The organism is Oscillibacter sp. CAG:155 (assembly GCA_000436875.1).
Classification (GTDB): Bacteria; Bacillota; Clostridia; order Oscillospirales; family Oscillospiraceae; genus Oscillibacter.
The window spans coordinates 1-25,642 of sequence record FR890859.1; the positions used below are offsets into that span (position 1 = coordinate 1).

General features: G+C 55.4%; 26 protein-coding genes and 1 tRNA gene (1 of these 27 cut by a window edge). 6 read left to right on the forward strand and 21 right to left on the reverse strand.

Annotation, left to right across the window (positions count from 1 at the left end; translation table 11 throughout):
• Window positions 1-604: 604 nt before the first annotated feature.
• From QZL67_RS02560 to QZL67_RS02575, 4 genes are all read right to left on the reverse strand, one after another.
• Entirely contained in the window at window positions 605-3,259 is a 2,655-nt protein-coding gene (locus QZL67_RS02560; protein ID WP_022289213.1) for an ABC transporter permease, read from the reverse strand.
• 12 nt (window positions 3,260-3,271) lie between these two features.
• Window positions 3,272-3,940, reverse strand: a complete 669-nt coding sequence (locus tag QZL67_RS02565) for an ABC transporter ATP-binding protein (protein WP_022289214.1) — start codon at window positions 3,938-3,940, stop codon at window positions 3,272-3,274.
• Between the two features lie 110 nt (window positions 3,941-4,050).
• Entirely contained in the window at window positions 4,051-4,950 is a 900-nt protein-coding gene (locus QZL67_RS02570) for a sensor histidine kinase KdpD (protein ID WP_022289215.1), read from the reverse strand.
• Window positions 4,947-5,630 carry a response regulator transcription factor gene (locus QZL67_RS02575; RefSeq protein ID WP_022289216.1) on the reverse strand — a complete coding sequence of 228 codons (684 nt, stop codon included), beginning with the start codon at window positions 5,628-5,630 and terminating at the stop codon, window positions 4,947-4,949. Before QZL67_RS02575 ends, QZL67_RS02570 begins: the two co-directional genes overlap by 4 nt.
• Before the next feature lie 176 nt (window positions 5,631-5,806).
• On the opposite strand from QZL67_RS02575, the gene QZL67_RS02580 reads away from it, so the two are divergent.
• Both QZL67_RS02580 and QZL67_RS02585 read left to right on the forward strand, forming a co-directional pair.
• Window positions 5,807-6,016 (forward strand): hypothetical protein, encoded by a 210-nt coding sequence (locus QZL67_RS02580; protein WP_022289217.1) that lies wholly within the window; start codon window positions 5,807-5,809, stop codon window positions 6,014-6,016.
• The gene (locus QZL67_RS02585; RefSeq protein ID WP_022289218.1) at window positions 5,967-6,317 is read left to right on the forward strand and encodes a hypothetical protein; all 351 of its coding nucleotides are present in this window, start codon (window positions 5,967-5,969) and stop codon (window positions 6,315-6,317) included. The genes QZL67_RS02580 and QZL67_RS02585 overlap by 50 nt, the downstream gene beginning before the upstream one ends.
• A gap of 743 nt (window positions 6,318-7,060) precedes the next feature.
• On the opposite strand, the gene QZL67_RS02590 is transcribed toward QZL67_RS02585, so the two are convergent.
• From QZL67_RS02590 to QZL67_RS02645, 11 genes are all read right to left on the reverse strand, one after another.
• Window positions 7,061-7,660, reverse strand: coding sequence for a TetR/AcrR family transcriptional regulator (locus QZL67_RS02590; RefSeq protein ID WP_022289219.1), 600 nt, complete (start codon window positions 7,658-7,660; stop codon window positions 7,061-7,063).
• Window positions 7,661-7,680: 20 nt separating this feature from the next.
• Window positions 7,681-8,040: a hypothetical protein gene (locus QZL67_RS02595; protein WP_022289220.1), complete on the reverse strand. Its 360-nt coding sequence runs from the start codon at window positions 8,038-8,040 to the stop codon at window positions 7,681-7,683.
• A 179-nt stretch (window positions 8,041-8,219) separates the two neighbouring features.
• Window positions 8,220-8,729: a helix-turn-helix domain-containing protein gene (locus QZL67_RS02600; RefSeq protein WP_022289221.1), complete on the reverse strand. Its 510-nt coding sequence runs from the start codon at window positions 8,727-8,729 to the stop codon at window positions 8,220-8,222.
• Window positions 8,730-8,811: 82 nt separating this feature from the next.
• A complete protein-coding gene (locus QZL67_RS02605; RefSeq protein WP_022289222.1) occupies window positions 8,812-9,207 on the reverse strand; it encodes an SRPBCC family protein in 396 nt (131 codons plus the stop codon).
• A gap of 4 nt (window positions 9,208-9,211) precedes the next feature.
• Complete coding sequence (locus QZL67_RS02610) at window positions 9,212-9,769, reverse strand: DUF3795 domain-containing protein (RefSeq protein WP_022289223.1); 558 nt, start codon at window positions 9,767-9,769, stop codon at window positions 9,212-9,214.
• A gap of 13 nt (window positions 9,770-9,782) precedes the next feature.
• The gene (locus tag QZL67_RS02615; RefSeq protein ID WP_022289224.1) at window positions 9,783-10,211 is read right to left on the reverse strand and encodes a nuclear transport factor 2 family protein; all 429 of its coding nucleotides are present in this window, start codon (window positions 10,209-10,211) and stop codon (window positions 9,783-9,785) included.
• Between the two features lie 21 nt (window positions 10,212-10,232).
• Window positions 10,233-10,871, reverse strand: a complete 639-nt coding sequence (locus tag QZL67_RS02620; protein ID WP_022289225.1) for a GyrI-like domain-containing protein — start codon at window positions 10,869-10,871, stop codon at window positions 10,233-10,235.
• 2 nt (window positions 10,872-10,873) lie between these two features.
• Complete coding sequence (locus tag QZL67_RS02625) at window positions 10,874-11,194, reverse strand: TfoX/Sxy family protein (RefSeq protein WP_022289226.1); 321 nt, start codon at window positions 11,192-11,194, stop codon at window positions 10,874-10,876.
• A gap of 1 nt (window position 11,195) precedes the next feature.
• Window positions 11,196-12,107, reverse strand: coding sequence for a YafY family protein (locus tag QZL67_RS02630; RefSeq protein WP_022289227.1), 912 nt, complete (start codon window positions 12,105-12,107; stop codon window positions 11,196-11,198).
• 366 nt (window positions 12,108-12,473) lie between these two features.
• The gene (locus tag QZL67_RS02640) at window positions 12,474-14,045 is read right to left on the reverse strand and encodes a hypothetical protein (RefSeq protein ID WP_022289228.1); all 1,572 of its coding nucleotides are present in this window, start codon (window positions 14,043-14,045) and stop codon (window positions 12,474-12,476) included.
• Window positions 14,038-14,745 (reverse strand): ATP-binding cassette domain-containing protein, encoded by a 708-nt coding sequence (locus tag QZL67_RS02645; protein WP_022289229.1) that lies wholly within the window; start codon window positions 14,743-14,745, stop codon window positions 14,038-14,040. Before QZL67_RS02645 ends, QZL67_RS02640 begins: the two co-directional genes overlap by 8 nt.
• Window positions 14,746-14,786: 41 nt before the next feature.
• Between QZL67_RS02645 and QZL67_RS02650 the strand changes: the two genes are divergently transcribed.
• Window positions 14,787-15,122, forward strand: a complete 336-nt coding sequence (locus QZL67_RS02650) for a YcxB family protein (RefSeq protein WP_292919720.1) — start codon at window positions 14,787-14,789, stop codon at window positions 15,120-15,122.
• A 701-nt stretch (window positions 15,123-15,823) separates the two neighbouring features.
• On the opposite strand, the gene QZL67_RS02655 is transcribed toward QZL67_RS02650, so the two are convergent.
• The 6 genes from QZL67_RS02655 to QZL67_RS02680 form a co-directional block, all read right to left on the reverse strand.
• Window positions 15,824-15,899: transfer RNA gene (locus QZL67_RS02655), tRNA-Pro, on the reverse strand.
• Window positions 15,900-16,225: 326 nt separating this feature from the next.
• Window positions 16,226-17,743: an O-antigen ligase gene (locus QZL67_RS02660; protein WP_022289231.1), complete on the reverse strand. Its 1,518-nt coding sequence runs from the start codon at window positions 17,741-17,743 to the stop codon at window positions 16,226-16,228.
• Between the two features lie 21 nt (window positions 17,744-17,764).
• Window positions 17,765-18,781, reverse strand: coding sequence for a glycosyltransferase (locus QZL67_RS02665; RefSeq protein WP_022289232.1), 1,017 nt, complete (start codon window positions 18,779-18,781; stop codon window positions 17,765-17,767).
• 261 nt (window positions 18,782-19,042) lie between these two features.
• Window positions 19,043-19,492 (reverse strand): low molecular weight protein-tyrosine-phosphatase, encoded by a 450-nt coding sequence (locus QZL67_RS02670; protein ID WP_022289233.1) that lies wholly within the window; start codon window positions 19,490-19,492, stop codon window positions 19,043-19,045.
• 187 nt (window positions 19,493-19,679) lie between these two features.
• On the reverse strand, window positions 19,680-20,855 hold the full coding sequence (locus QZL67_RS02675) for a tyrosine-type recombinase/integrase (protein WP_022289234.1): 1,176 nt from the start codon (window positions 20,853-20,855) through the stop codon (window positions 19,680-19,682).
• An 85-nt stretch (window positions 20,856-20,940) separates the two neighbouring features.
• Window positions 20,941-21,135 carry an excisionase gene (locus tag QZL67_RS02680; protein ID WP_022289235.1) on the reverse strand — a complete coding sequence of 65 codons (195 nt, stop codon included), beginning with the start codon at window positions 21,133-21,135 and terminating at the stop codon, window positions 20,941-20,943.
• Window positions 21,136-21,149: 14 nt separating this feature from the next.
• Here QZL67_RS02680 and QZL67_RS02685 point away from each other — a divergent pair, with 14 nt between their 5' ends.
• The 3 genes from QZL67_RS02685 to QZL67_RS02695 form a co-directional block, all read left to right on the forward strand.
• Window positions 21,150-22,994, forward strand: a complete 1,845-nt coding sequence (locus QZL67_RS02685; RefSeq protein ID WP_022289236.1) for an RNA polymerase sigma factor — start codon at window positions 21,150-21,152, stop codon at window positions 22,992-22,994.
• Between the two features lie 440 nt (window positions 22,995-23,434).
• Complete coding sequence (locus QZL67_RS02690) at window positions 23,435-24,424, forward strand: hypothetical protein (RefSeq protein WP_292919722.1); 990 nt, start codon at window positions 23,435-23,437, stop codon at window positions 24,422-24,424.
• A 20-nt stretch (window positions 24,425-24,444) separates the two neighbouring features.
• Window positions 24,445-25,642: the 5' portion of an OmpA family protein gene (locus tag QZL67_RS02695; protein WP_292919724.1), read on the forward strand. It continues 284 nt past the right edge of the window; only the first 1,198 of its 1,482 coding nucleotides appear in the window; its start codon is at window positions 24,445-24,447; its stop codon lies beyond the right edge, outside the window.

Sequence of the window (25,642 nt, forward strand, 5' to 3'; positions counted from 1 at the left end):
TGCATCGCTATATCAAAGAATAAGGGACTCCGAAATTAAAATTTTTCAGAGGCCTTATTGTACGAGCAACTCTATCCGAAACCCATCCGATTTGCATTCCCCCACAATGCGCAGCATCCCAAATTAGAGAAGAAGAGTCTCCTTTTCGTATCGATTTTTCCTGGGTTATAGTCCTCAAATCTTTTCATCTTACAAATCTTTCAATTGTAAAATCTGGCTGCGAATTTTTGACCACTCCTTTTATGTTGCTGAAACGAAAGAGTATGCGGAAATAAAGCCACTTTTCTCACTTTGTTATCTGCAATTATGGGATTTTACAAAATCTCATGTGGTCAAATCTGTTGCGGTCTATAAATTGTCGTAATTTTTATGAGATCATTAAGCCGATTATCTTCTTTTTTACTGGTTATTGGTACTCTTTTTTGCAATTTACTCGTTTCTGCTGCTATGAGTCCCAAAGCAAGCGCGCTACCAACTGCGCTACACCCGGTTATGAAGTTGTTGGGTGGCTTGGGCGGATTCTCCCGGAATGCTAGGCCAATCGAAGCAAGCCAACCGCAAGCAGTGCATGCTTGCGGTTGGCTATCATTTTGGGCTCTATATCTTACTCCTGCCGCAGGCGCTCCACCACAGAATAGCGCCGGGCGGCGCGGCAGCTCAAAACTGGAATAAGAATGCCCAGCGCCCCAAACAGGGGCAGCACCACAGCGATGGGCCAGATGGTAAAGTGATAGGTGAAAAACCAGATCAATCCGTTGAGTGCGGGGCCTACAAACGGCGCGGTGACCACCATCAGTGCCAGAGCCAAAATGGCCGCGCCCACTGTATAAAACAGTCCCTCCAGAGCCAGCATCGTCTGCAGCTGCCCGACCGTCATACCGATGGACTGGAGCACTGCCAGTTCCCGACGGCGGGCGGTGATGCCGGTGAGGATGGCGTTGAAGAAGTTCAGTACTCCCACCAGACCCACGATGAAGCTCAGGGCGCCCCCCAGCAGGAGGAACATATTTCGGAAGCTCTCAAACTCTCCGGCATAAGATGCTTTGCTCTCATAGTCAAACTGAAGGTTTTGCGCTCCTGTGTAATCCGCCAGGAAGGATTCCATGGCGGCGTTGGCCTCGTCCGTGGTGTCGAAGGCGTAGTACATGACGCAATCCGTACCCGTGTCCCGGATAAAAGTCTCGCTGCTCATGACAAACTCATCGGCGCCGTAGTAGCGGTAGGAGAAGGCGTAGGGCACCGTTACCAGGGCAGCCACGGTGTAGTCCACATCCCGATACTTTACTGCCCGCTGAGCGTAGTTGGCACCATCCGGTACGTTTTCCAGAGGACCGTAAACTTCGCCGGTGTCGACGTCATAGTACTCATACTCCTCCACATACCGAATGGTCACTGTGTTCCCCAGCCGGGCCCAGTGACTGTCCATATCCGGTTTGTCGTAGTCATCTGTGCTGTACACAGCGGCAACATAGTTCCCGTCCGGGTCACAGAGCTTGGAAAGATCGCCCTCCAACACCGTCAGGTGGTCCAGGGCAAAGGAATCCATGCCGTAGAGCTGCACCCGGTCCGCCAGCAGGCCCTCCGGTGTACGATCCATGTAGCGGATGGCCTCGTCCAGCTGCTCTGGGGTATTCCACTGGCTCCAGACGGAGCGGTAATACTCCTCGGTGACAAATTCCTCCGCCGGGGCGGTCTTGCCGTAGATGCAGCCGCTGTCTGTGATGCCGCCCTGGGCATTTACGGCATCGATGACCTCCTGCGGCACCGCCATCTCGTCGTTAAAAGCGTCCCCGCCGGTCTGGAACTGGCCTGCGTCCGCCACAATGAAGTCACTGGCGGTGAAGTTGGCGGTGTATTTGTCCATGTCGAAGCCGCCCACAAAGGTGATGGTCATCGTCAGCAGCACCACTGCCAGGGAAAGGGAAAGAATGGTCACGAAGGTCTTTCCCCGGCTGCGGCCCAGGTTGGCCCAGGCCATGGACAGCAGGGACACGCCCTTGCCGCTTCGCTTCCCTTTCCGCTTCAGTGCTTTGCCCTCGGTGTAGCGCACTGCCTCCACCGGAGAGACTTTGCCCGCCAGACGTCCGGGACGGCGGCAGGAGATGCGCACCGTCACCAGGGAAAAGACGGCTGCTCCCGCAAAGAGGAGCGGACTGACTGAAACCACAGTGGTCACTTCATTGAGCCGCGCGGTAATGACAGGGGTGAGCACGCCGCCCAGCAGCCAGCCCAGCAGCAGACCGATGGGAATACCGATGAGGGAGAGAATCAGCGCCTGGGTGCGGATGATCCGCCGGAGCTGCCGGGGTGTGGTGCCGATGGTTTTCAGCAGGCCGTAGAACTGGATATCCCCGGTCACGGAGATCTGAAAGACGTTGTAGATGATGAGATATCCGGTGAAGATGATCAGCACCAGTATCACCACGATCACCGACAGCGTAGTCGGATCCATATTTTCCGACAGCTGGGCTCCGGTGTAACCCCAGTTGATCCCCAGGGCGATGTAGTCTGCTCCGGCGGTTTCGCTCTGATAGCCATGGTTTGCTAAAATCTGATTGAGATCCCCTTCAATGCTGCGATCGCCGTTTTTCAGCATCACATCCAGATTCCAATCCCCTGTCATGCCGTCACTCCCCGGCGGGGTGACCCCCACCTCCTGCAGCACCGCATCCACCCGGCTCTCGGGAATCAGAATGTGGTTGGCCACGATGGCCTCGTCGTAGTCCCACCAGCCGCACAGGGTAAAGGTTTGGGTGGTCTCATGGCCGTCCACGCTAAAAGTGACGGTAAACTGGGTGCCCAGCTTCGGCTCTACCCCCAGCAGCGCCAGGACATGGGTATCTGTGGCGGCCTCGTCGGTGCCTTCCTTGGGCAGTCGCCCCTCAATGGGGTCGCAGTACATCCAGTGGGCCTGGTTGGCATCAGAGTACCCCACCTCCACGTGGGACTTATTGAAAGGGACGTCCGTAGGCATGCCCAAAAAGCGGCGCAGGCCCCAGGACTTGATGAGAGGATCGTCTTTCAATTCCTCAAACTGCTCCTCTGTCAGGTACTTGAAGGTACCGTGGGACCAGCCTCCCGCCTGCCGGAAGTTGCTCTGCTGAATACCCTCGTTGATGGAGAGGGCGATGGTGAAAAGTGAGGTGAAGAGCACCGTGGTCAACACGATGGCCAGTACCGCCACAAGGTTCCGCGTCCGGTTGGCCCGCAGGCTTCGGAAGGAAAGATGCCGCACGCACTTGCGGTTTGCTACATTCATGGTTTCACCCCCTTACCGCGTCACGATCCGACCGTCCTCAATGCGGACGATGCGGTCGGCCATCTGGGCAATCTCCTCGTTGTGGGTGATCATGACCATAGTCTGGGCAAACTTCTGGCCGGTCACCTTCATCAGGCTGAGCACATCCTGGCTGGTTCGGCTGTCCAGGTTTCCGGTGGGCTCGTCGGCCAGAAGAATGGTGGGCTTGGTGGCCAGGGCCCGTGCAATTGCCACACGCTGCTGCTGGCCGCCGGAGAGCTGGTTGGGCAGGTTCTCGAGTTTTTTATCCAGGCCCAGGGTTGCGATGACCTCCTCCACATAGGCCTGGTCCACTTTCCTGCCGTCCAGCTCCACCGGCAGGACGATATTTTCCCACACGCTGAGCACCGGCACCAGGTTGTAGGACTGAAACACAAAGCCGATCTTCCGACGGCGAAAAATGGTCAGGGCCTCATCCTTTAGGGCGAAGATGTCCTTGCCGTCCACGGTGACAGTACCGGAAGTAGGCCGGTCCAGCCCACCCAGCATATGGAGCAGCGTGGACTTACCGGAGCCGGAGGTGCCCACAATGGCCACAAACTCCCCTTGCTCGATGCCGAGATCCACGCCGTCCGGGGCCTTTACCTGGGTATCCCCGGAGCCATAATATTTTTTCAGATCCTTAGTCTGTAAAATCGTCATGACTGTTCTCCTCCAATAAAAAAGTCTGTATCGTCCTTTGACAATACAGACTTTAGCATGGAAATCTGTCCTGGCACTTTCGAGAATGTGACAGTTTTGAAAGAAGTCCGTTACAGCCGGGGAAAAAAAAGGGAAAACACACTTCCCTTTCCGGGCCTGCTCTCCACCTTCACATAGCCTTCCTGCTTTTCCGCGATCTGCCGGGTAAGGTAGAGGCCGATGCCCACCCCCTCCGCCTGCCAGGCACCGGGAGCGCGGTAAAACCGTCCGAAAATTTTGGCCTGCTCCTCCTCATAAATGCCCGGACCAGTATCGGCCACCTGGATGGCGGAGAACAACTCGTAGTTTTTTACCTCCACCGTCACAGTCCCGCCGGACGGGGTATACTTGACGGCGTTGTCCAGCAAATTGCATACCGCCTCCTCCGTCCACTTGGGGTCAAAGACAGCGGAGCCCTCCATCTGCCCAACGGCCAGGGCAATGTCTTTTTCCGCCGCCTTGGGGGCATACTGGGCGGCGGCCCGCTCTACCACTGGGGAAATCTCGCCGGGCTGTGGATGGAGGGCCAGGATCCCCGTTTCCAGCCGGGAGGTCTTGACCAGGGCCTCGATGAGCATCTGGAGTTTTTCTGCCTGGGCGGAGATGGCGGCGGCACAGTCCCTCCCCTGAGGCGTGAGGGGCTGCTCCGAGAGCAACTGGGCATAGAGCTGCAGATTGGCCACCGGAGTCTTGGTCTGGTGGGAGATGTCGGAAATCAAGGCGCTGATCTGGTCCTTCTGCTCCCGCACGTTCCGCGCAGACAGGGCGCTGGCCGTCAGATACCGCCACAGCCGGCTTTCCAGAGCAGAGAGGCGGCTCTCGTCAAAAGTTCCTTCGGAAAAGCTGCCGTTCATGGCCGCGGTGAGCATGTCATCCAGCCGCTTCATGGTGCAGGCAGTCCGCCAGCGGTCATAGACGACCACAGCCAGCGCAAGCAGCAGGACCGCTCCTATCACAAGATACCCAGTCATGATTTCACCGCCCAAGTATAGCCGATGCCGTACACCGTTTTCAGATATTCCGGTTTGGAGGGGTCGGCCTCCAGTTTGCTTCGCAGCCGCTTGACCGTGACGGACAGGGCATTTTCCTCCACAAAGTCCGCACCATCCGTCCATACCCGGTCCACTAGCGTAGCCCGAGGCACGGCATGCCCCCGATTCTCCACCAGCACCCGCAATAGCTTCTGTTCTGTTTTGGAGAGCTCCACTCCCCTGCCATCCCGACGAAAGTTCATCTGTTCAAAATCAAAGGCAAAGGGGCCCACGGTCAGGATCTGGGATGCCTTGGGGGCACTTCGGCGGAGCTGGGCGTTCACCCTGGCCCGGAGTACCGCCAGAGAGAAGGGCTTGGTGATATAGTCGTCTGCTCCGGCCTCCAGCCCGGTGACCTCGTCCAGCTCCAGATCGTTGGCGGTAAGCAAGATCACCGGAGTGACGTCGCCCTCCGCCCGCACCTGATGTAGCAGGTCCAGGCCACTGCCATCGGGGAGATTCACATCCAGAATCAGCAGGTCGAACCGGTCTTCCGCCAGCGCTTCCCGGGCCTTGGCCAGGCTGGGCCGGCAAACGACAGACACCTCCGGCCCCGTCAGGGCCATGGCGATCCCCCGCCCCAGGGTCTCATCGTCCTCCAAAAGAAAAATGTGTTTCATGTTCGGTCCTCATCGTTTATTGTTTCCATTCAAAGCGCAAGGGTTTGTGATTTTTTATTATACCACAAGTTCCGGCTTCGGAACACGGGAATCAGTTGCCGACCATGAGGCGCTATGATAAAATCTACCTACCGCCGCCAACCGAACCGGATTTGACGAACAGAACGGAGAACAACATGAAAGAAGTAGATCCAAAGAGCACCTCCCGGGCGCGGGCCTTTGAGCTCTGGATGAAGGCCCCCATGCCCATGGTGACCCTGATGAAAACGCTGGATGTGACGGCGCTGGTGCGGCTGAGCCGGAAACAAGGCTACAAGTTCAATGTGCTCTTTGCTGGTGCATCGGAAAGGCGGCATCGCTACCTGCGACATTCCCGTTTCCACTGATTTGGAGAAATTTAATCGGGATTACCCGAAGCTCACCGGACAGGTTCATGAGAGCGGAGAGATCTTTGAATTGGGCGAGGACTATATGGTGATCGGCACCTCCGCCCTAGTGGGGTATGAGATCGACGGCGCAGTGAATATCTACGCCGGATGTTACAACAATCCTTTCCTCATCTGGGGCAAGTGCCGGAAAAAGTGGCTGCGCACCACCCTGCCGGTGTCCTTCCAGTTCCACCACACCCAAATGGACGGAATCCCCGCCGCGGAATTCTTAGAGCGGCTGCAGCAGGAGATCCATTAGATATCGGGATCAATCTGACCCGGAACTATTTGACTGTTTGGCCCACATTGTAAAGGACGTACGCTCTATCACAAGCATGGAAAACACCGGTATTCTCAAAGCGCAGCTCTTTGAAGCCCCCTGACCGGCATCCCCCGGCACAAGTGGCACGAAAACGCACTTACTGCAACCGCCGATGCGGATGTTGTTTTCCTCGATCCGGACAACGGTTTGGAAACCGCAAAGATGCGCCAGCGTGGACGCACAAAGGATAAACACGCCAAATGGCAGGAAGTGAAGGATTCCTAGGATCGGGGACAGAGCGTGATCTTATATCAGCAACGTCCGCAGGTGACGAAAAAAGGAACCTGTATCCAGGGCGTCCTTGATTTCCAGAACTTCTTTTTAAAAGCCGACAGCACCTTGCTGTTGGAATATCCCGGTATACAAATTGCTATTACCTTATATTTGCACATGACGCACATCGTACTATCTTGGAAAATGTGTATTACTCGATAGCACAAAACTGGAATGGTCTGTGCAATCCAGTTGTTCTTTGCCCGACGGGCAGTCAATAAAAACAAAATCCTCCTATGCTGTGTTTTGTCAGGAGAAACAACACAGTATGGGAGGATTTATTTTTACAGTAGACAGGTAGGAATGTTTGCCTGCCTCAGTCCCTTTTGCAGCATACGTATGGCAATGGTTCCGCTCACCAGAAAATAATCATTTCACCATGCGCAGAGGAGCTATTCGCCCTGCCGCTATTTCTCATAGCTGCCATCCTTGGGCCGCGCGCAGGATTCGATGATGTCAGTAATCATCTCCACCTCATCCCCGCAGTCCTGCCGCAGCCACTCCTTGATGATGGCAGCGATGCCCTCCACATAGTAGGCGATGTAATAGGGCCTGTGGGCAGCTGGGATCTCAAACCGCTCCAGAATGGGACCGAGGATGTGCTGCTTCAGCTCTCCATACCGGGCATAGGCCTGCATGCTGCCGGGATTTCGGAAGGCCGCCCGATAGACCTTTTTGTTGTCCCGGATGAAGTGGAGATATGGAAGAAGATATTCCCGGGTGACCAGAACCAGCTCTTTCCGCTCCCGGCTGCCCATATTGCCCAGGACCTCTTCTTCCTGCTGGGGAAAATAGGAGAGAAAGCGCTGGTTGATCATCTCCAAGGTCTCGTTCACCAGGTCGGCAATGGTCTCATAGTGCAGGTAGAAGGTAGACCGGTTCACACCGGCCTGGTGACAGATCTCCTTCACCGTGATATATTCCAGATCCTTCTCCTCCAACAGTGCGATGAGCGCCTCGTCCATTCGCAGGGCGGTATTGAAATATTTGCTTTCGGACTTGTTCATCTGCCGCCCTTCTCTCGTATTTATTCTGCCGATTCGCTGATCTCCCGGGCCAATTGCATGATCGTAAAGGCATACTTTTCCTTACCGGACCGCAGGAGCTTCTTGTAGACGGGATAGTTCAGGCCTATACCGATGATACCCAGAATTCCCAGAAGGATTCCGCCCCCTGTCATCAGGATGCCGCCTCCTCCGATCACCTGCATGGAAAGGCACATTCCCAAGCCGAGGACCAGGGCCATCCCGATACCGAAGCCATAGGCGAAGAGAGTCGCCGAGCGCTTTGCTTTCCAATCCAGCTTTCTCAAAGCGACGACCTTGGAGGTATCCTTGGGGGCGTACTCATTGGCAATAGCTTCCGCAAAAATTTTATCCGTGTTCATGGTGATAGTCTCCTCTTATAATCGATTGCTTTTCTGCAGCTGCTGAGATGATCATAGAGGATATAGGGCCAAAAGAGAACGACACCTTCGCCCCTTTGTGCTGATTTCAGCCAAAGATGGAGTTTAATCTGAGGGAGAGAACTCTGTAATCGACGGGACTGCCCTTTTGGAAAAACGCCTTATGCTTTTTTTCCCGTCAGATAAATGCCAACGATGACCGCGATCAGGACAATGGGGACCGACCTGACAAACAGCCACTCAAATGCGTGAAAAACCGTGCCTGCAACGGCAATTTCCGGGTCACTAAAATCCCAGCTCAAGTAAGGACTATTGCCGACTACTAAGGCCGCGGAAACTGCCACGATCACCACACATAATGCGATCAGCGACCAATGAAGGACTTTTCTTCTGCGTGTCTTTCTCCGTGCGAACTGCAAATTGATAATCTCCAGCTTTTCGGAGAGCGCTTTGACCGTATCCACCTCCGATTCCATCACAGTCTCTCCAAGTAACGTGCTCACGGGGGTCTCAAGCACTTCCGACAGGGAGATCAGCATATCGGAATCTGGGACTGACAATCCTTGCTCCCATTTCGAGATGGTTTGCCGCACTACATTCAGCTTCACAGCAAGATCTTGTTGGGAAAGCCCCTTCGATTTCCGGATTGCCTTGATATTTTCGTTTAACATGTGGATAACTCCTTTCACTCAGGTGTTACCGCCATTGTATGGAGAATGGCCCGTTGCCGCAAGCAACGCAGATTAACACGGCTTATTTCTGCAATTCCTTCCGCAAATCGTCCAGATACAGCTTCTGCTGTCGCTTCAGATAGCCGGGGACGAAGGGGCGCATCCACCAGTGCTTACCTGCCACGGCCTCGGTGCAGGTCAGCCGGGTACCGCCCTCCGCCGCCTCGAAGATGCCCTCCCAGGAGCCGGACATATTGCCGTTCTCCATGGTGAAGGCCCAGAAGCGAGGCGGCTCACAGGCTGTGACAGTAAAATTAGTGGCATAACCGCTTTTGGCATACTCCACAAAGTGAGCCTCGTCCAAGATTTCCACCCGGGCCAAATCACTGCGCCAGACCGGATGGGCAAGGTCAGTCACTGTCTGCCACACCTGCTCCACCGGGCAGAGGAAATGGACTGTCACCTTGGAAGTCGCCATGCGCTCACCCCTTCTCCGGTTTTTTGTTGAACTTCAGGCTGATTCCCCGGCGGTCTGCCGCCTCCTGAAGCAGCCCCACGGCGGCGAGGGCACGATTCTTGATCGGCTGCTCGTCCAGCTCCGACCGACTGTCCAGCGAAGCCTTCACGGAGCGCAAATCCTCCAAGGGCAGGAGATAGACCGCCATGTTGAAAAAAGTCTTGCGGCGGCCGTCGTTGTAATGGGACAGAAGTCCTTCTAAAATAGCCCGCTTTTCCTCCAACTGGGCAAGGTAAACGCCCAGTCCCAGCTCCCGGGCCTGAACAATCTTCTGCTGCCGGTTCCGGTGCGGGACAAAGGAATCACCGTCGTCAAATCCTTCGTAGCGGGAACAGGGATACTCCGGGCACTCCCAGCAAAATTGGACACTGCCATGCTCCAGAGAGCACTTGGCCAGGGCGCAGCTCTGATTTCCTGCTCCGCCGCCGCAGCCGGGACAATAGTCGCCCAGGCGCATGGAGCACAGGGCGCAGTCCAAGCCGCACAAGGAGAAGCGGGTTTCCGTGCGGGTAAAGCCTTTCATGCCGTTCCCTCCTTTAAAACCACAGTACCTGCTCTTCCCGGAATATCGGAGTTTTCCCATGGCCATAGGGATCGTAGCGGTTTTTGTTGCAGCCGAATTCCTGCAAAAAGCAGATCTGCTCCACCTCATTCCAGCGAATGAGGGAAATGCCATCAAAGCTCTGGACTGTGCCGTCCGTCATGTCACACCGGAAGGACCACTCCACCACGGTCTGATCCTCTTTGTGGAAATACTGCCGGATGTCCCAGCGCTGTACCGTTCCCCGGGTGTTCCACTCATCAAACCAAAGCTTGATCTTCCCGCTGCCGTGATACTCCGGTCCCCAGCTCTCGATGTAGACGGCATCAGGCGCAAAGAGGTTCTCAATACCTGTGTCCTGCTTGTTCAGCCACATGGAAAACCAGCGGCGAACCTGCGCTTCCCTTTGCTCTTGTATCTTCATGGCAGCCTCCTGATCCATTGTTCACATGTCCGCTTTTTTCACCGGCTGTCGGATCACCGTTTTCAGCCGCTCCGGTTTGCACCGCCGCACATCGCTTAAATAAATCTCGTGGTGGAACCGGCCTTCTCCAAAGTCCTCCTCATAGCCCTGGGCCTTGGCGTATTCCTCCATGGCGGCCACGGTGGCGGGCTCGTCGTCATAAGGGCCGATGTGCATGCACTGGACGCACAGCCCCTCCTCCCAGGGAAAGAACTCCACCCGGGAGAAGTCCTGCCGTTTCTTTTCCGCGGCCTCCCGAATGGCCCAGTCCAAAACCTCTTTTGTCACAAACTCCGGCAGGCGGATGAGGGAGATCCACTGAAAATCCTTTTTACAGGCGTAGTTTACCCCTTGGACGCCCTCCTGCCACCAAAGCCCTTCCAGAGGCGGCATCACATAGTCGAAGTAGCTCCCCAGCTTGTACCTGCCCAGCTTGCTCATTTTGATGGTAAACGCCACGGCGTAGAGCATACCCAGTGCCTGCTTGTAGGCGCCGTCTTTCTCATTGGGGTCGCCCTGACCCCGTACTGCCAGAAAGTTCATGGCGGGTACAGTGACGATGCCGGGCGTCCTGGGCGGCAGATAGAACTCCTTGTACGCTTTCTTGTAGTCAAAGGCCATGGTCATTTCCTCCGCTTTTGAGACTTCTCCTGAAGCGCCAGACAGGTAAGGCGGGTAAGCGCAGTCATGGAGTCCCGATCGTCCACATTCTCCACCCAGATGTAATCCTTGGCTCCCTGGTAAGGCGGAGCCTTTGGCAGGTTGGGGAACGCTGCTTCACCCTGTGGAGTGACCTTTACAAAAAACTGGTCGTTGCAGATGACGGAAAAGAACAAATCGTCGCAATAAAGGCCGTATTCACCGAACATCTTCCGGCTGCGGATGGCTCCGGCATCCCGCAGCTGCTCGGCCACATAGTTCACAAAATCCGGATGAGACGCCATGCTAATCCCTCCTTCGGTAACGGGCAGTCAATGTTTTGGCCAAATTTCCAATCTGCTTGCGCAGTTCTTCCGGTTCCAGCAGTTCCGCCTTGTCTCCGAAGGTCAAAATCCAGCTGAGCACGCTGTCCGCATCGGGAAAGCCTCCGGTAAAGCGCAGTTTACCGTCTGGCTCCACGGTGAAGCAATCAGCGCCGTACTCCTCCACCAACCGCCAGCGGCAGGCCGGATCAAAGAGAACGATCACCTGATACTTGGCCGGAAAGATGCGCTCCGGCTCCAGGTTGGGCAGGGGTGCGGAACGAGGGGCAAAGGGTTCCCCAGAGGCGAGTTCCGTCATGCGGTTCAGCTTAAAGAGGCGAAAATCCTTCCGCACTTGGCACCAGCCCCATACATACCAAGCGGACCAGTGGAACACCAGGTAATAGGGCTCAACGGTACGCACCGATTCTTCCTTGGGCGAGAAATAGGTAAAACGAATGGTGCGGTGCTGCTCGATGGCTCCCTGAATGAGCTCGATCTTTGGCGGCAGGCTGGTCTTGTACCAGGAGGAGAGGTCAATGAGCATGTGGGCGCCGCCGGGCACCAGGCCGCCTGTCCCGGCGGACAGTTTTTCCATCAGCTGCGCATAGCGTCGGGTGCCGCTGACGCTGTCCAAGCTCCGCAGCCCTGCCAGAATGGCCTGCATCTCCGGATCAGTGAGCACCGTTCGGCCCACCCGGTAGCCCTCCATGATGGAGATGCCGCCGCCCGCACCCTGGGCGGTGGAAACGGGAATGCCCGCCTGGCACAGGGACTCAATGTCCCGCTGGATGGTCCGGCGGGACACCTCGAACTGCTCCGCCAGCTCCGGGGCGGTGACCTTCTCCCGCTGGAGCAGGATGGACAGGATGCCGATGAGCCGCTCCATTTTCATGGGATGCACCGCCTTTCCTGTTTTGCCCATTATAGCATAGGAACACGACAACTGTCTGTCATGTTTTCCTTGGAACGGCAATCTTTTCTTCCGCAAGCTGGATGACAAGGAAAAATCCGGCGTATGTATGCTGGGCGCAGGAAAATAAAAGGCCTGGCTCTCAGGCCAGGCCTTCACAGAGAAGTATGGGGTTGAAACGGTGGATACCACTCCGGATGGCTACCGGCTGCTGGCTCTCTCCTTTGACGGAACGAAGCCCCGGTTTGCGAAGAACGCCAAATGGCGTACCTGTAAAGAAAGATGGGAATCTGAATTTGAAATTGCGTTTGGCAGTTGTCCCAGTATAAAGCGGATTTGCCGGTAACATCAGGTACGCAGCCGGAAGGTTTGAGGGGCGAATTTGTAGACCAGAATGCAGGCCACGATGGAGTATGCCACGCAGAAGACAATGCAGGCCGCCCCGAAGGCTAGGGTAGGCAGGCGGAGGTTCATCATGGCGTAGCAGGCCACATAGGTGAGGATCATCACGATGCGGTAGGTGCCGCTTTTCATCTCCGTCCCTGCTGTGTAGGGCTGCAGCAGATAGTAGACGGTCAGATAGTGGATGGAGAAAAACAGGCTCATGGCCAGAATAGACACCAGAAGCACTACATAGTTCATGGGATTCTTGGTTCCGCCGGAGGCATAGAGGGTCAAGCACAGGCCCGCGCCGATGACCAGGGCTGGGACAGCATTGATTTTCATGATCTCCCGCAGGCGAATCTGGAACAACTTCAATACAAAGTCCGGTCTCTTGAAAAAAGAGTAGGTCAGCAGGCTATGGTCGCAGTTCATGAACAGCGCCTTGGTAAAGCCGGTGCCCCGGTTGATGAGGTACATGATGAAGGTGAAATAAGGAAGCCAAGTCATCACCATCTCGTTGACATCCGCTTTGGTGCCGGGCTGTACGGTCATGAGCAGTAGGACGCCGCAGCAGAGAAAGGCGCAGATAGCGACAATGCGGAGAGTGGAGCGCCACAGGATCTTCCTGTGCCGCTTGATGAAGAGCTCATTGAGGTACTCAAAACCCTGCTTCCGACTGGTGATGGAGTCGTCCGTGGAGATGATTTTCTCGCTGGTAGTTTTGTCCGTCTTTTTCACGGTGTCCATCTGATTGGTCACCTGGGACAGCAGCTCCTTATTAATCTCCCGGTAATAGGGGAATCGCGCCATCTGCCGAAGCCCCCAAATCCCCGCCGGGAGGCAGAGCAGGAACAAAGCGGCGGAAAGTTTCAGGGGCAGAACGATTCCCATGGTGGGCGGGAAATAGGCCAGAGCCAGCAGCACAAATGTCAGGATCCAGGTGCTTTTCTGGAGCTTTGTGTTATTGCGGACATACCCGTGCTTCTCATAGTCCTGCAGCGAGTAAGCAGACACCGCCAGTTTGACTCCAGCCACGCAGAAGGGGATCAGCAGGCACAGCCACAGGGGCACCCCCTGCATCAGGCCCCACAGGAGCATACAGGGCAGGAAGCCCACCACGGTCTTTGTCAGATCATAGCCGAAGTGCACCAGGGTATAGGAACGGGCATTCATCCGCAGAAGAATGATGGCATAGTACTTGTCCCGGGAGGGGTCAAAGAGGTTGGTATTCATGTACGAGCCCACCAGGGTCAAAAACAGCAGGATGTGCAAAAAGGACTCCCGGGCCGGTACCATGGAATGAAGCTCCCCCGGTGCAAGGACCATGAGGAAGAAGTAGAGAAGCTTGAAAAGAAAGATGGTGACAAGTTCCCAGAGTACCGACAGCACATTGGCAAAGATCTTGAACCCTCTGACCTGATAAATGGTGGCAGGCAGCAGATGCTTCAGCAGCGGGATTTGCCTGATAGAGTAGAGGATGCTGTTGACCCGGTAAGTGTTTTTCAGGGAAAAGGATATCCGCAGTGTGTTAAGCATAGGCTTCCTCTTTCAGCGCCGCGATGATTTTCTCTTTAAACTCCTGGCTGTCCAGGTTGGACTTCTCCACCGCTTCCAGTTCCCCGTGGCTGAGCAGCACGATCTCATCGCACAGGTCCAGGGCCAGATCCAAGATGTGGGTGGAGAAAATGGTGATCCGGCCCTCCTTCAAAGAGCGGAGGAGCCCCTTCATCTCCTCGGCAACCACCACATCCAGGGATGTCAGAGGCTCGTCCAGCAGCAAAACCTTAGGCTGGGCAATGATGTTGATGAGCATCTGCATCTTGTTCTTCATGCCGTGGGAGTAGTCCTTCAAAAGCTTGTCCCGGTCCTCCGGGGCGATGCTCATCATGTTAAAGTATTCATCCAGGGACTGGGGGTTCTGGATGGAGCCTCGGTTGATGTCCACAAAGAATTTCAAAAACTCCCGCCCGGTGAGAAATTCGGGCACTGTGGGGGTGGAGAGCACATAGCCCATATCCTCCGGCGCTACCTCCCGGCGCACGCCGCTCTCTTCCAGATAGAAGCTGCCGCCATCCACCTTGAGATCCCGGTTCAGGCAGTTGAAGAGAGTGGTCTTGCCGGCGCCGTTGCGGCCCAGCAGACCGTAGATCTTGCCATCGGAAAAGGTAAAGTCGATGTCCCGCAATACCTCTTTCTGCTCAAATCGCTTGGAGAGGTGTTCGATGATCAAATTCATAGGGTTCTCCTTTTCATCTGGATCGGTGGGCAGCGTTCAGCTTGCCCTGCTGTAATCTTGTGGCCATTATACGGGGTTCGGGCTGGAAAGGCAACTCCTATTTCCTGACCTCCCATCTCAAAAAGATACGCAAAGCCCTGCCGGGCACCGATTCCGCTGATACCACATTCTATTTCGACCACTATCTGGTGAAGACTGCGGCGGCGGAATCCAAGTGGCACTATGACAAAATCCTCGCGCTGGCGGAGACGCAGGATTATCTTCTTCTGGTGATGGGAATGAATCATGCCATGGCTATTGAGAAATCTAATCTGGAGGGCGGCAATATTCCGGAATTTCGCCACTTTTTAGAGGAGAAGTCTGCCTGGCAGTCGTAGTCGGCTCCGTCGTCTGCTGGCTCTGGATGATCCGGATGCCCCTCAAGGAGTTCGCTCGATATGCCCTCTATATGGCGGTCATGGACGTTGAGATCTGCCGGAACGAGCTGAAGGGCAATCAGATTGGGGACACGGTTATTGCGTTTCCACCCAGAGAGGAATCCCTGCAGGAGCAATACCACCTCTCCTCTTTTTGGAGATGAATCGAACCAAGAGCCGCCAGCAGCTCCAGGTGGAAATTGCGGACATGGAGCAACACCCCCAGGAATCCCGACAGTACATGGGCCTGCCCAAAGAACAGTCGGAGGTCGGGATTCCTGGGGAAAACGATTTGTGACAGACCAATTTCTGTCCATCAGGCATAGTGGTTTTTAATGCGTAATAGACAAAGAATAAAGCCCGCTGAAACCCATAGATTTCAGCGAGCTCTATTATGGTTTTCACGAACTGAATCGTAGGATTGCTTTTTTCGCAGAATCTGTAGAGTATGACAATAAATCCGGATATGTTACCATGGAACCGGTAAATGGTGATATACGCGGCAATATTGATGGTGAACATACACTTAGAGCAATTTTCAAGGCTCAAGAAGATGGATCGCTTTCAGAAGACCGATGTGTCTTTATAGAGATATTTTCAATAGAAATGATAAATCCGAACACATTACCTACTCTGATAATGTAGTTCGGATTATCATTGTTTGGTCCGAGTGGTGGGACTCAAACCCACGACATCCAGCTCCCAAAGCTGGCGCGCTATCAACTGCGCTACACCCGGTTATAAAACTATTTTAACTGTGGCCTAACATGTGGTCAAGGTCGTTTTTTGACCAAGTGCTTTGCTGAAACGGTTCCCGCTGCCGGCAGTATCCCCGTGGATTGAGGGGGTGCGGCTTTTCCCTCGTGAATGGGGCGGACAGTGCTCCCAAAGCAAGCACGCTACCAACTGCGCTACACCCGGTCATGAAGTTGTGGGGGTAACCTTGGATATGTTCTCACAAAAACGCATGAGATCCTGGTTGCTCCACCCTGTCGGGTTCATGAAAGAGGAGCCAGTTGTTTCTACAACCAGCCCCTTTTATTTTACTGGATTTCCATGTAAAGTCAAGTAGATTTTACTTTGCAGAGCTTCGCTCCCGCAATCGCCATTGCAAAAACGAACCAGAAAATGCACATCACACGGGGATAATTCCACAGATAATCTGCCAAGCCGCAGACCATGGCGCCGCAAAGTGCAGAAGCTGCTGCACAGGTAATCGTGCGGGCAGCAGAATCATCACAGTGGCGGACAGCATGCGCCGCCCGTTTGATATTCCAAAGCATCCCGCCCACAAATCCGATGATTCCAAGCAGGCCTGCCTCAATCCAGACTTGCAGGTAAAAATTATGCGCGTGGACAAACGGTGCCTCACCATGGTACAGGTTGAAATCCGAGATATACGCCTGTGTGGCAGCTGTTCCCAATCCTGCACCTGTCACCGGGGATTTCTTGATAACCTCCAGTGCTGCTTCATACAGCGGGATTCGGCTGGCAGTGGAGGAATCATTGAAGTTTGTAATGGTGAGGATTCGGTTCCAGATCGTATCCGGCAAAAACGGGATGCACAGCACACACAGTACCGCAAACCCCGGGATCAGCTTCGGTTTCCACAGGAACACAAACACCACCATGGCACAGGCAATCCCCACCCAGCTTGCCCGGGAATAGGTCATGCCCAGCGCAGCAACACCTACAGCCGCCACGCCGCACGCTATCAGCCGGCTGTACCACCGGCGGGAGCACAGCACCAACGCCAAGACCAACGGAAGCAGCAAAATCAAAACTTCTGCAAACGTATTGGGATTATCAAAATAGGACTCCACACGGCCAGGCATCCCGGCGTTTACCGTCATATCCACATAGGACTCGTTGACCTCAACACCCTGGATTCTCTGATACACGCCGTACAAAGAGGATACCAGCACGCAAACGCTGCCGCCTGCCGCCAAACGCTTCAGATCCTCTGTGCTGCGGACCGCACTGACGGTCACCAGTACGCAAAGTGCCGCAGAAATATGGTAGAACAAAAAGCGGAGAGACTCAGACGGCACATAGGAAAACGCCACCGCCAAGAACATGGCGCCAAAGAGCAGCATCGGATAAAAGCCGATATGCACAATGTCCATCCGGAATCGCTCCTGATGCATGGCCCCCACGTAAAACAGCGCCAGCAGCAGCACAAAGCCCATCAGGCTGTATGCATTGTTCCAGTGGGAAAACGGGATCACCCACAGCAGCATAATCATCCAAGACTGTGCAATGGCAGTCTCGTCCCCCATGGAAAATGCCAGACGGGCAAAAAAACTGTCCTCAAACGTCAGCCGGAGTGCCAGATACAGCTTATGCAGCACCCAGGCAGGCAGGTTGATCAAAAACGTCAGGACCCGGCACAGCAGGCTGTCCGGCCAGGAGCGAGCTACAGCTCCCTGGCGGCACAAAACTCCCAGAATCCGGCTTTCATCGATTTGGGCATTGCACCAGCCGCCCAATCGAACCAGGCAACGATGCAGGGCGCTCTGGTCGTACACAGCCAACAGCACCATCCACATGTGGTAACAAAAACTTTCGCGCAGGTATGTCATGAACCGTATTTCTCCATTTCCTCAATTCCGATTTTTCAGCCGATACAGTTGGGTCAGCAGGAAGAAATGCCTGCCCCGCACCAAGCTGGCCACCAGCTGCTTGTTGCGGGTCATCCCCTCCGGCACCACTTCCGCAATCGCCTTGGCCATCTCCGGACTGGCACACAGCGCCTCTACCATCTGCTGCTTCTGCCGGAATGGCTTGTCATTTCCCTTGGCATATTCATTTCCGATGGCAATCAGAAGCCCTGCCCAGTTGGAATACTCCCGCCACTGGGGCCGGGCCTGTTCCAGATGATATCGGGCCGCCAGTGCTTCCTTCCGCTCCATGAAGCGGCGAAACACCTGAAGGAAATCCCGCATGTACTTATGGGTGGCAGACGCTGGATTGATGAGATACCGGTATAGGGGCCGCTCCGTCACCGCCAGTTTATGGGCGTTGCAGAAATACTCCATCAAAAACAGCTCATCCTCCAGATAAGCCCCCTCAAAGGAGATCCCCACCGTCTGGATGATCTCCCGGGAGAAAAGATACCGCCAGATGAAGCCGTTGAATACAGGCATCCGCAGCCGGTCCCCCAGCAGCGGGTAGACGATTCCCTTCCGGATTCCGTCCTCATCATAGACACCATCGGGCAAAACCAGCTCAACGGAGGACTCCCCTCCGACGCAGAGGTTCAGATGTGCACAGGCAGCTGAGTCCGCGCCAGACTGCTGGCAAAGGCTCCACAGTGTCTCCAGGCAGTCCGCCTCGTATCGGTCATCCACATCCAAAAACGCAATATATCTCCCCTGTGCCTCCCGCAGGCCAGTGTTCCGCGCTTCGCTGACCCCGGCATTCTTCTCTTTGTGGAAAACCCGGATGCGGCTGTCCTCCGCCGCGCATGCATCACAGATGGCGGGAGACTGATCCGTACAGCCGTCATCAATCAGCAGCAGCTCCCAATCCGAGTAGCTCTGCCGGACAACACTCTCTACGCAATCCTTCAAAAACTTCTCCGCCTGATAGACAGGGACGATGACGGAAATGCCGGGCATGCTGCCACGCTCCTCTCTGGTGTTATGTCACATCGGTATTGTACCCCATTCCCCTGCTGCGGTCAACCGGGCTTTTCCGGTCCGCTCGAGGTTTCCTCGACACTCATGGAAAAGCACCTTTCCCTCGTCACACAGTTGCGTCTCCAGGGCGAGGCCTCTGGCTCACCATTCTGATTTTGCTGAGGCCAGCCAAAATGCAAAAAGCAGCCTGCTGACCTGCAACAGGCTGCCCGCATGGGATACGTTTTTCAGCATCAATCTTCATAATGCCGCCAGCAATCCCTGGCAGCCCTGCAGCACATCCTCCCAGGTTTTTGAAAAATCACCGGTGTACCAGGGGTCGGCCACTTCCTGTCCGGGCCGATTGGCATAGTCCAGCAGAAGGTGTATTTTCTTTTCCGGATCGCCGCCGCAGATCCGGCGCATATTCCGAAGGTTGGCGCTGTCCATTCCGATCAGGACATCAAATGTCTCATAATCCTGCCGGGTGAGCTGTCGGGCCGCATGGCCGGAACAACCAATTCCATGCTCCGCTAGTTTTTGTCTCGCGGGCGGATAAACCGGATTTCCGATCTCCTCCGTGCTGGTCGCCGCAGACGCAATCTCAAATTGGGCTTCCAGCCCTGCCTGCCGCACCAGATCCTTCATCACATATTCAGCCATGGGGCTTCTGCAGATATTGCCGTGGCAAATAAATAGTATTTTGGTCATCTCTTATATATCCCTTCATAAGCCTGCAAGCCATTGATATGACTGGCTTTTCGGCGCTTTTTCTTTTCATCGTAGTTGCCATTCTTCCCACGCAAATCTGCGCAATTCTACGCAATTTCATGGGCAAATGGTGTAGTAATTGGTGTAGTAATTGGTGTAGTACCAACTGCGGATTTGACCTGATTTTTCAAGCTGTCACAGCGGGGAACGCAAGGATTTTTGCCATCTGTTCGGCTGCCCGGTCAAAGCTGGCGTGGGTGTAAACATTCAGCGTGACCCCCACATCGGAGTGGCCCATCACATACTGCAAATTCTTGATATCCATACCCGCATTGGCCATGTTAGTGCAAAAGGTATGGCGGAACACATGGGGCGTAATGTGCGGCAACGGCTTGTCCGGATGCAGCTTGCGATACTTCTTCATGGCCCAGCGCATCTCATTCTCGATGTGCAGCGCCACTTTGGGCTTGTCGTCCTTGTCCAGCAGCAAAAATCCGGTGTATCCGTCTACGATCATCTCTGTTTTGAGTGTCTTGCGACGAGCCAGGATATTTTTAAGGCTCTGGTACACCGTATCCGTCATGGGAATAAACCGGCAACCAGATTCGGTTTTTGTTTTCTCCACATAGTATTTGCCGCCCCGCTCCCGGACGAGCTGGTGATCCACCCGGATACGCCGGTTCTCAAAATCCAGATCACTTTTGGTCAGGCCGCAGAACTCGCTCACTCGCATCCCGGTTTCCAGCAGGATTACAAACTCGTCGTAATACTTGCGGTAGGTCTTGTCACCCCGGATAAAGCCCATCCAGACTTCCTGCTGCTCCTGGGTCATGGCGATTCGCTTTTGCGAGTCATTGGGAACGACCTCCACCAACTTGAAGTCGAAGGGATTCTTTCGGATGATATCCTCGTTGCAGGCCATCTGAAATGCCGGTTTGACAACGCCCCGTACGCTGGTGATGGTACTGTATCCCTTTCCGTCGCCGTGCAGCTTCATGATCCACTGCTGGGCATCGGATACTTTGATATCCCGGATCGGGCGGCATCCAAAATCTTCTTGCCGGATCAGATTCCGCACAAAATTGTACCCAACCTTCGTGTTATAGCGGACGCCCTGCTTTAGACTGATATACCGCTCCACCAGTTCTATGACGGTGATTTTTCCGGCGGCATAGTCGATTCCTGCATCAAGCTGCTTCTGGATTTCTTTCTCTTTTTCCCGCAGTTCCCTTAAATCAGAGGAATAAACCGTCTGGCGCTTTCCCCGGATATCCGTATAGCGGTATTGATAAATCAGGTCTTTTCTCTGGCTCTCTCCTGTCCGCAGGATTCTTCCCTTATGGTCTTTGCGCTTTTCGGACATTGTCAAACTCCTTTCCGTAATGGAAAGAGCCTTGATATGACACTTTGATTGTACCATATTCAGGCAGTCTTTCACACCACAAATTTCAGATGGAATACATCTGCTCGATAAATTGGTCAAACAGGCGTCGCTTTATCAGGCGCTTATTCCCCACCCACAGCACAAACCGACAGTCCTTTTCATTGGTGAGATCGCGCAGCTTGTTAATCCCTATGCCGGAGTAGGCGGCAGCTTCCTCCAAACTCAAATTGCTCTTTTCCCAGATGGGAACTTCTTTCATCGTACCGCCTCCTTATGGCGTCCCTGTACGAAAAAACTTACAGCCAGGTCTTTTACACCATCAAGTCCATGATCAAGGACGAGGATGCGGTTTTTGATATCCTGCAGGATACATATATCAAGGCCTTTACCCACTTGGGCACTTTTGATGGAGATTCCAAATTTCCCTCCTGGGTGCGGCAGATCGCGGCAAACACGGCGCGGGACTATCTGAAGCGGAAGCGGCCGGCGCTGTTTACCGAGCTTACCCCAGAAGATGATGTCGATGTACCTGTAGAAGAACGCTTTGTGGACAGCAGCAGCGAGAACCGACCGGATATGGTCCTTGACCAGGCCGAGACGGCGCGGCTGATCCGCGAGATCATGGACAGTCTCCCGGAGGATCAGCGGGCCGTCATCGGTATGTACTACTATCAGGAGATGCCGGTCAGGGACATTGCGGAGGCCCTGGGCACATCGGAGAGCGCGGTCAAGAGCCGGCTGCTGTACGGCCGCAGGAAGATTGAGGCAAAGGTACGGGACCTGGAGAAGCGGGACACCAAGCTATACGGTCTCTCTCCCCTTCCCTTTCTTCTCTGGCTCCTGCGGGGCCAGGAGGCGCAGGCCTTCCATCTGCCCAACCAGCGGGTCCTGCAGCATATACTGGCACAGACTGCCCAGACTGCTGCGGCTGCGACATCCGGATCCGCTTCCGCGGCCGGAGCGTCAAGCACGGCTGCAGCCGGAGGTACCGCAGCAGCCGGTACGGGCGCAGCCGCCGGCGGACTGGGCATCGTGAAGTTGGGACTCATCGGTTTGGCCTCTGTGGCAGTGATCGGCGCTGGTGCATGGGGAATCCATCACCTGCAAGAACAGCCAGCCGCGAATACGACCGCCATAGAAGATGGGGCTGGTACGGCGGAGAATGAAACAGAGCCCGGTCAAGACCCACAGGCTTCCGATTCTTATGATGCGGCCATCGCCCTCTACGGTGAGATCATCAGCAGTGCCCCCGACTACACCTACACCACCTCCGACTCGGCGCCTACAGGCCATTACCGGTATTCTATCTTTGATTTGCAGGATGGCGATCCTGTGCCAACACTGCTTCTGGCCCAAGAAACAGACTCAGGGAACTGGTATGTGCGATTCTTCCAATACGACCCGGAGGCAGATTCTGTGATCCAGCCGGAGGAGAGTCTGGAAGAAGGCTCCAGCGGAGGCGGGTATCATGCCGGTCTGGCCCGGGAGGCAGACGGAAACGGCGTTCGCCTCACAGAGACCTACGGTGGGAGCGGTGATACCGAGATCACCCGCATTACCCTCACGGACGGGACTCTGGTTCGGGAAACCCAGTGGTCCGGGAAATTCACTGAAGTGCCGGAGGCACTGGGCCTGATCGAGATCAACTGGACAGAGGTCTCCTTCCATGGTTCCGGCCAGAACGAGACTGCGGAGATCGGCGGCAATGCGGAGATCGAGGCGGAAGCTGTTCCCTCGTCCGGCTCCAAAAGTCAGGGAAACGGCGCAGAAGACGGCCGCATCGTCTTCACCGGCACCGTTGGCACCTACACCTATGAAGAAGTCATTGCCCTGCAGGGCTGTCCCGACCCCAACGCCCCCTGGACGGACTCCAGCCAGACCTTCCGCCTGATCGTGCTGGATACGCCGCAGGAGATGGAACTGCAATCGGGCGACCCGGTGGGTTCTCCAAGAAGCGGCATGGTGCGGCTGATTTCGGTTGCCTATGCAGAGGGCCTGGAGCAATATGACGGGCAGCATCTGACCTTCAGCATTGACCCCAGCAATACATACTGGCCCAGCGATTCTTCCATGCCGGTGGGCCAGCCCGCCACAAGAGATGTCCATGTGGTCGGATAAGCGCGCAGTGACGCTGATGAAAAGCTGCTTTGTCAAAAGAAACATGGATAGCGTGGAACATACAAAGCGAGGCAAACACCCGCTTTGCCCCCAAGTCGGTTGGCGGCAGCCAGCCATGTTTCTGTCCGCCTGAGGCGTAAACAGTGTGCCCCAGGAGGAATCCAGACGCCCTGAAGGAGGATTGCAAAGCGCTGCATAGCCACCTGGAGGAACAGGCAGATGTCACAGAGAAAGCCGAACAGTCTGCCCCCACCTCGTCCCGTCAACGGGGAGGAGACCTTCTGGATCGATCTGGCCGATCCGCTGCACGTAGAAACCCCGACCTTCTTTCCCCCGCCGGATGGGCACTATTTGAGACTGGAAATCTGCATGCGGAAGAAAGCAAGATCGTCTCAAGATCACAAAGAGGTTCCATGAATTAGGAAAGGAAGATGATTTTCATGATCAGAAAACTGACCCTATTTTTATTGACCGCCTGTATGCTGCTCGCCCTGGCCGCCTGCGGCGGGAACGCAGAGGACGGAGGGGACTCCCAGAGCGACAGTGAGGGGCTCCAGTCAGCGCAATCGCATGGCACCAGCGGCCAGGGGGACGATGACGCCTCCGACGGGGGCCTGCAGCCCATCGCACTCCAGGGAGGGATCGATCTGGAGAGTGCGGAAGCTGTGCCGCTGGACGCCAGGCTGGCGGGCAAAACCGCCCAGAATGAAAGCCAGTGGTACTCATTTACCACGGATACAACAGAGAACGCCACATACAAGATCACGGCGGTCAATCAGACACCGGAGACCAGCGACCTGTGCGTGCGGGTCTATGACGAGTCTGGCGAGACGATCCATGACCCCTATGGCTCCCCGTTAAAGGCAGGGCAGCGCGGAAAAGCGGCCACACTCAGCCTGAACCTGCCGCCCGAAACCACCTATTACATCAAAATCTGGGCTGACAAGGGTGACGTCATTGACTACGTCCTTACTGTCCGAAGTCCGGAGGGGCAGCTTCCGGAGAACAACACGGCGCAGCCCGGACCGGAACCGGCAAACGGCCTGGAAATTCCGGCTGCTACCAATCAGGACGACGCCCAGCTCATCCCCTTGAATGCCAAGCTGGAGGGCAAAGTGAGCCGGGACAAGGCGCAGTGGTATGCCTTCTCCACCAATTCCGCAGAGAATGCCACCTACAATTTGACTACGGTCAATATGACCAGGGGCACAGGTGACCTCGATCTGCGAGTCTATGATATATACGGGGACACGCTCCACGATCCCTACGGCGCTCCGCTGCAGGCGGCGCAGAAGGGACAGGCGTCCACGCTCAGTCTGGACCTGCCGCCTGAAACCACCTATTACATTTGTATCTGGGCCGACAAGGGAGATACGATCGAATACACCCTGAACATCCAGGCGCCGGATGATCCGGCGGCCCAGGGATGAGCGGGAAGGGGGAAATGATGATGAAACAGACAGCTGCATGGATTCTTGCATTGATACTTGTCTTTACGCTGACCGGCTGCGGCGGGAATGATGCATCGGACGAACCGTCCCAGGAAGAGGCCGTTCAGACCGAGGAAGCCGACTCTGCCAAGCAGCCGGACAACGGCTCACTGACCGTGGTGTCAGACGGCCTGGAAGAAACGGCGGAACAGGGCGAAACGCTCCGGGGCGGGACCAACCAAAACGACGCAGTCCTGCTGCCTCTGAACACCCGGCTGACCGGAAAAGCCACACAGGAAGGCGGCCTGTGGTACGCTTTCACCACCGGTTCGGCAGAAAATGCGACGTATAAGATCACGGCGGTCAATAAGACCCTGGGCACTGGAAACCTTGACCTGCGGGTCTATGACGCATGTGGGAAAACGATCCATGACCCCTATGGTTCTCCGCTGCAGGCGACGCAGGTGGGGCGGGCGTCCACCCTCAGCCTGGAGCTGCCCCCCGATACGACCTATTACATCTATATCTGGTCGGAGAAGGAAGACAGCATCGAATACTCCTTGATTATTCGGGACCCGGAAGAGCAGAAAACCGGATATTCCACCGCCGGAAGTGTATCCGAAGCTGTGGGAGCCGTGGCCGGGCAGGAGATCTCCGCCGGCACCAACCAGGATGACGGCGGCATGATCCCCCTGGAGACCCAACTTTCCGGCAAAGTGAGCAACAACCTGGGCCAGTGGTTCGCCTTTACCACCAACTCGGTGGAAAACGCCACCTATGAGATCACCACCGTCAACATGACGCCCGGGACGGGGAACCTCGATCTGCGGGTCTATGATGCATACGGAAGTACCATGCACAACCCCTATGGCGCTCCGCTTCAGGCAGCGCAGGACGGAAAGTCGGCCACGCTCAGCTTGGAACTGCCGCCCAACACCACCTATTACATTTATATTTGGGCAGACAAGGGAGACAGCATTCAGTATACGCTCAAGATCCACGGTCCGGAGGAGCCGGCTGCCGAATCTGGAGCGGCCACCGTGGAACAGGAGCCCCTGGTTTTTGAGACGCCTTTTGAGCTCAACTCCACCCAGGTAATGTTCAAGGCGGAGAGCGACGCCTTCATCAACGAAGAAGCCGCCAAGGAGGCTCTGAAACCAGTGGCTGAGGTGATTCTAGCCCATCCCGATCACAAAATCCTGCTGGCGGGGAACACGG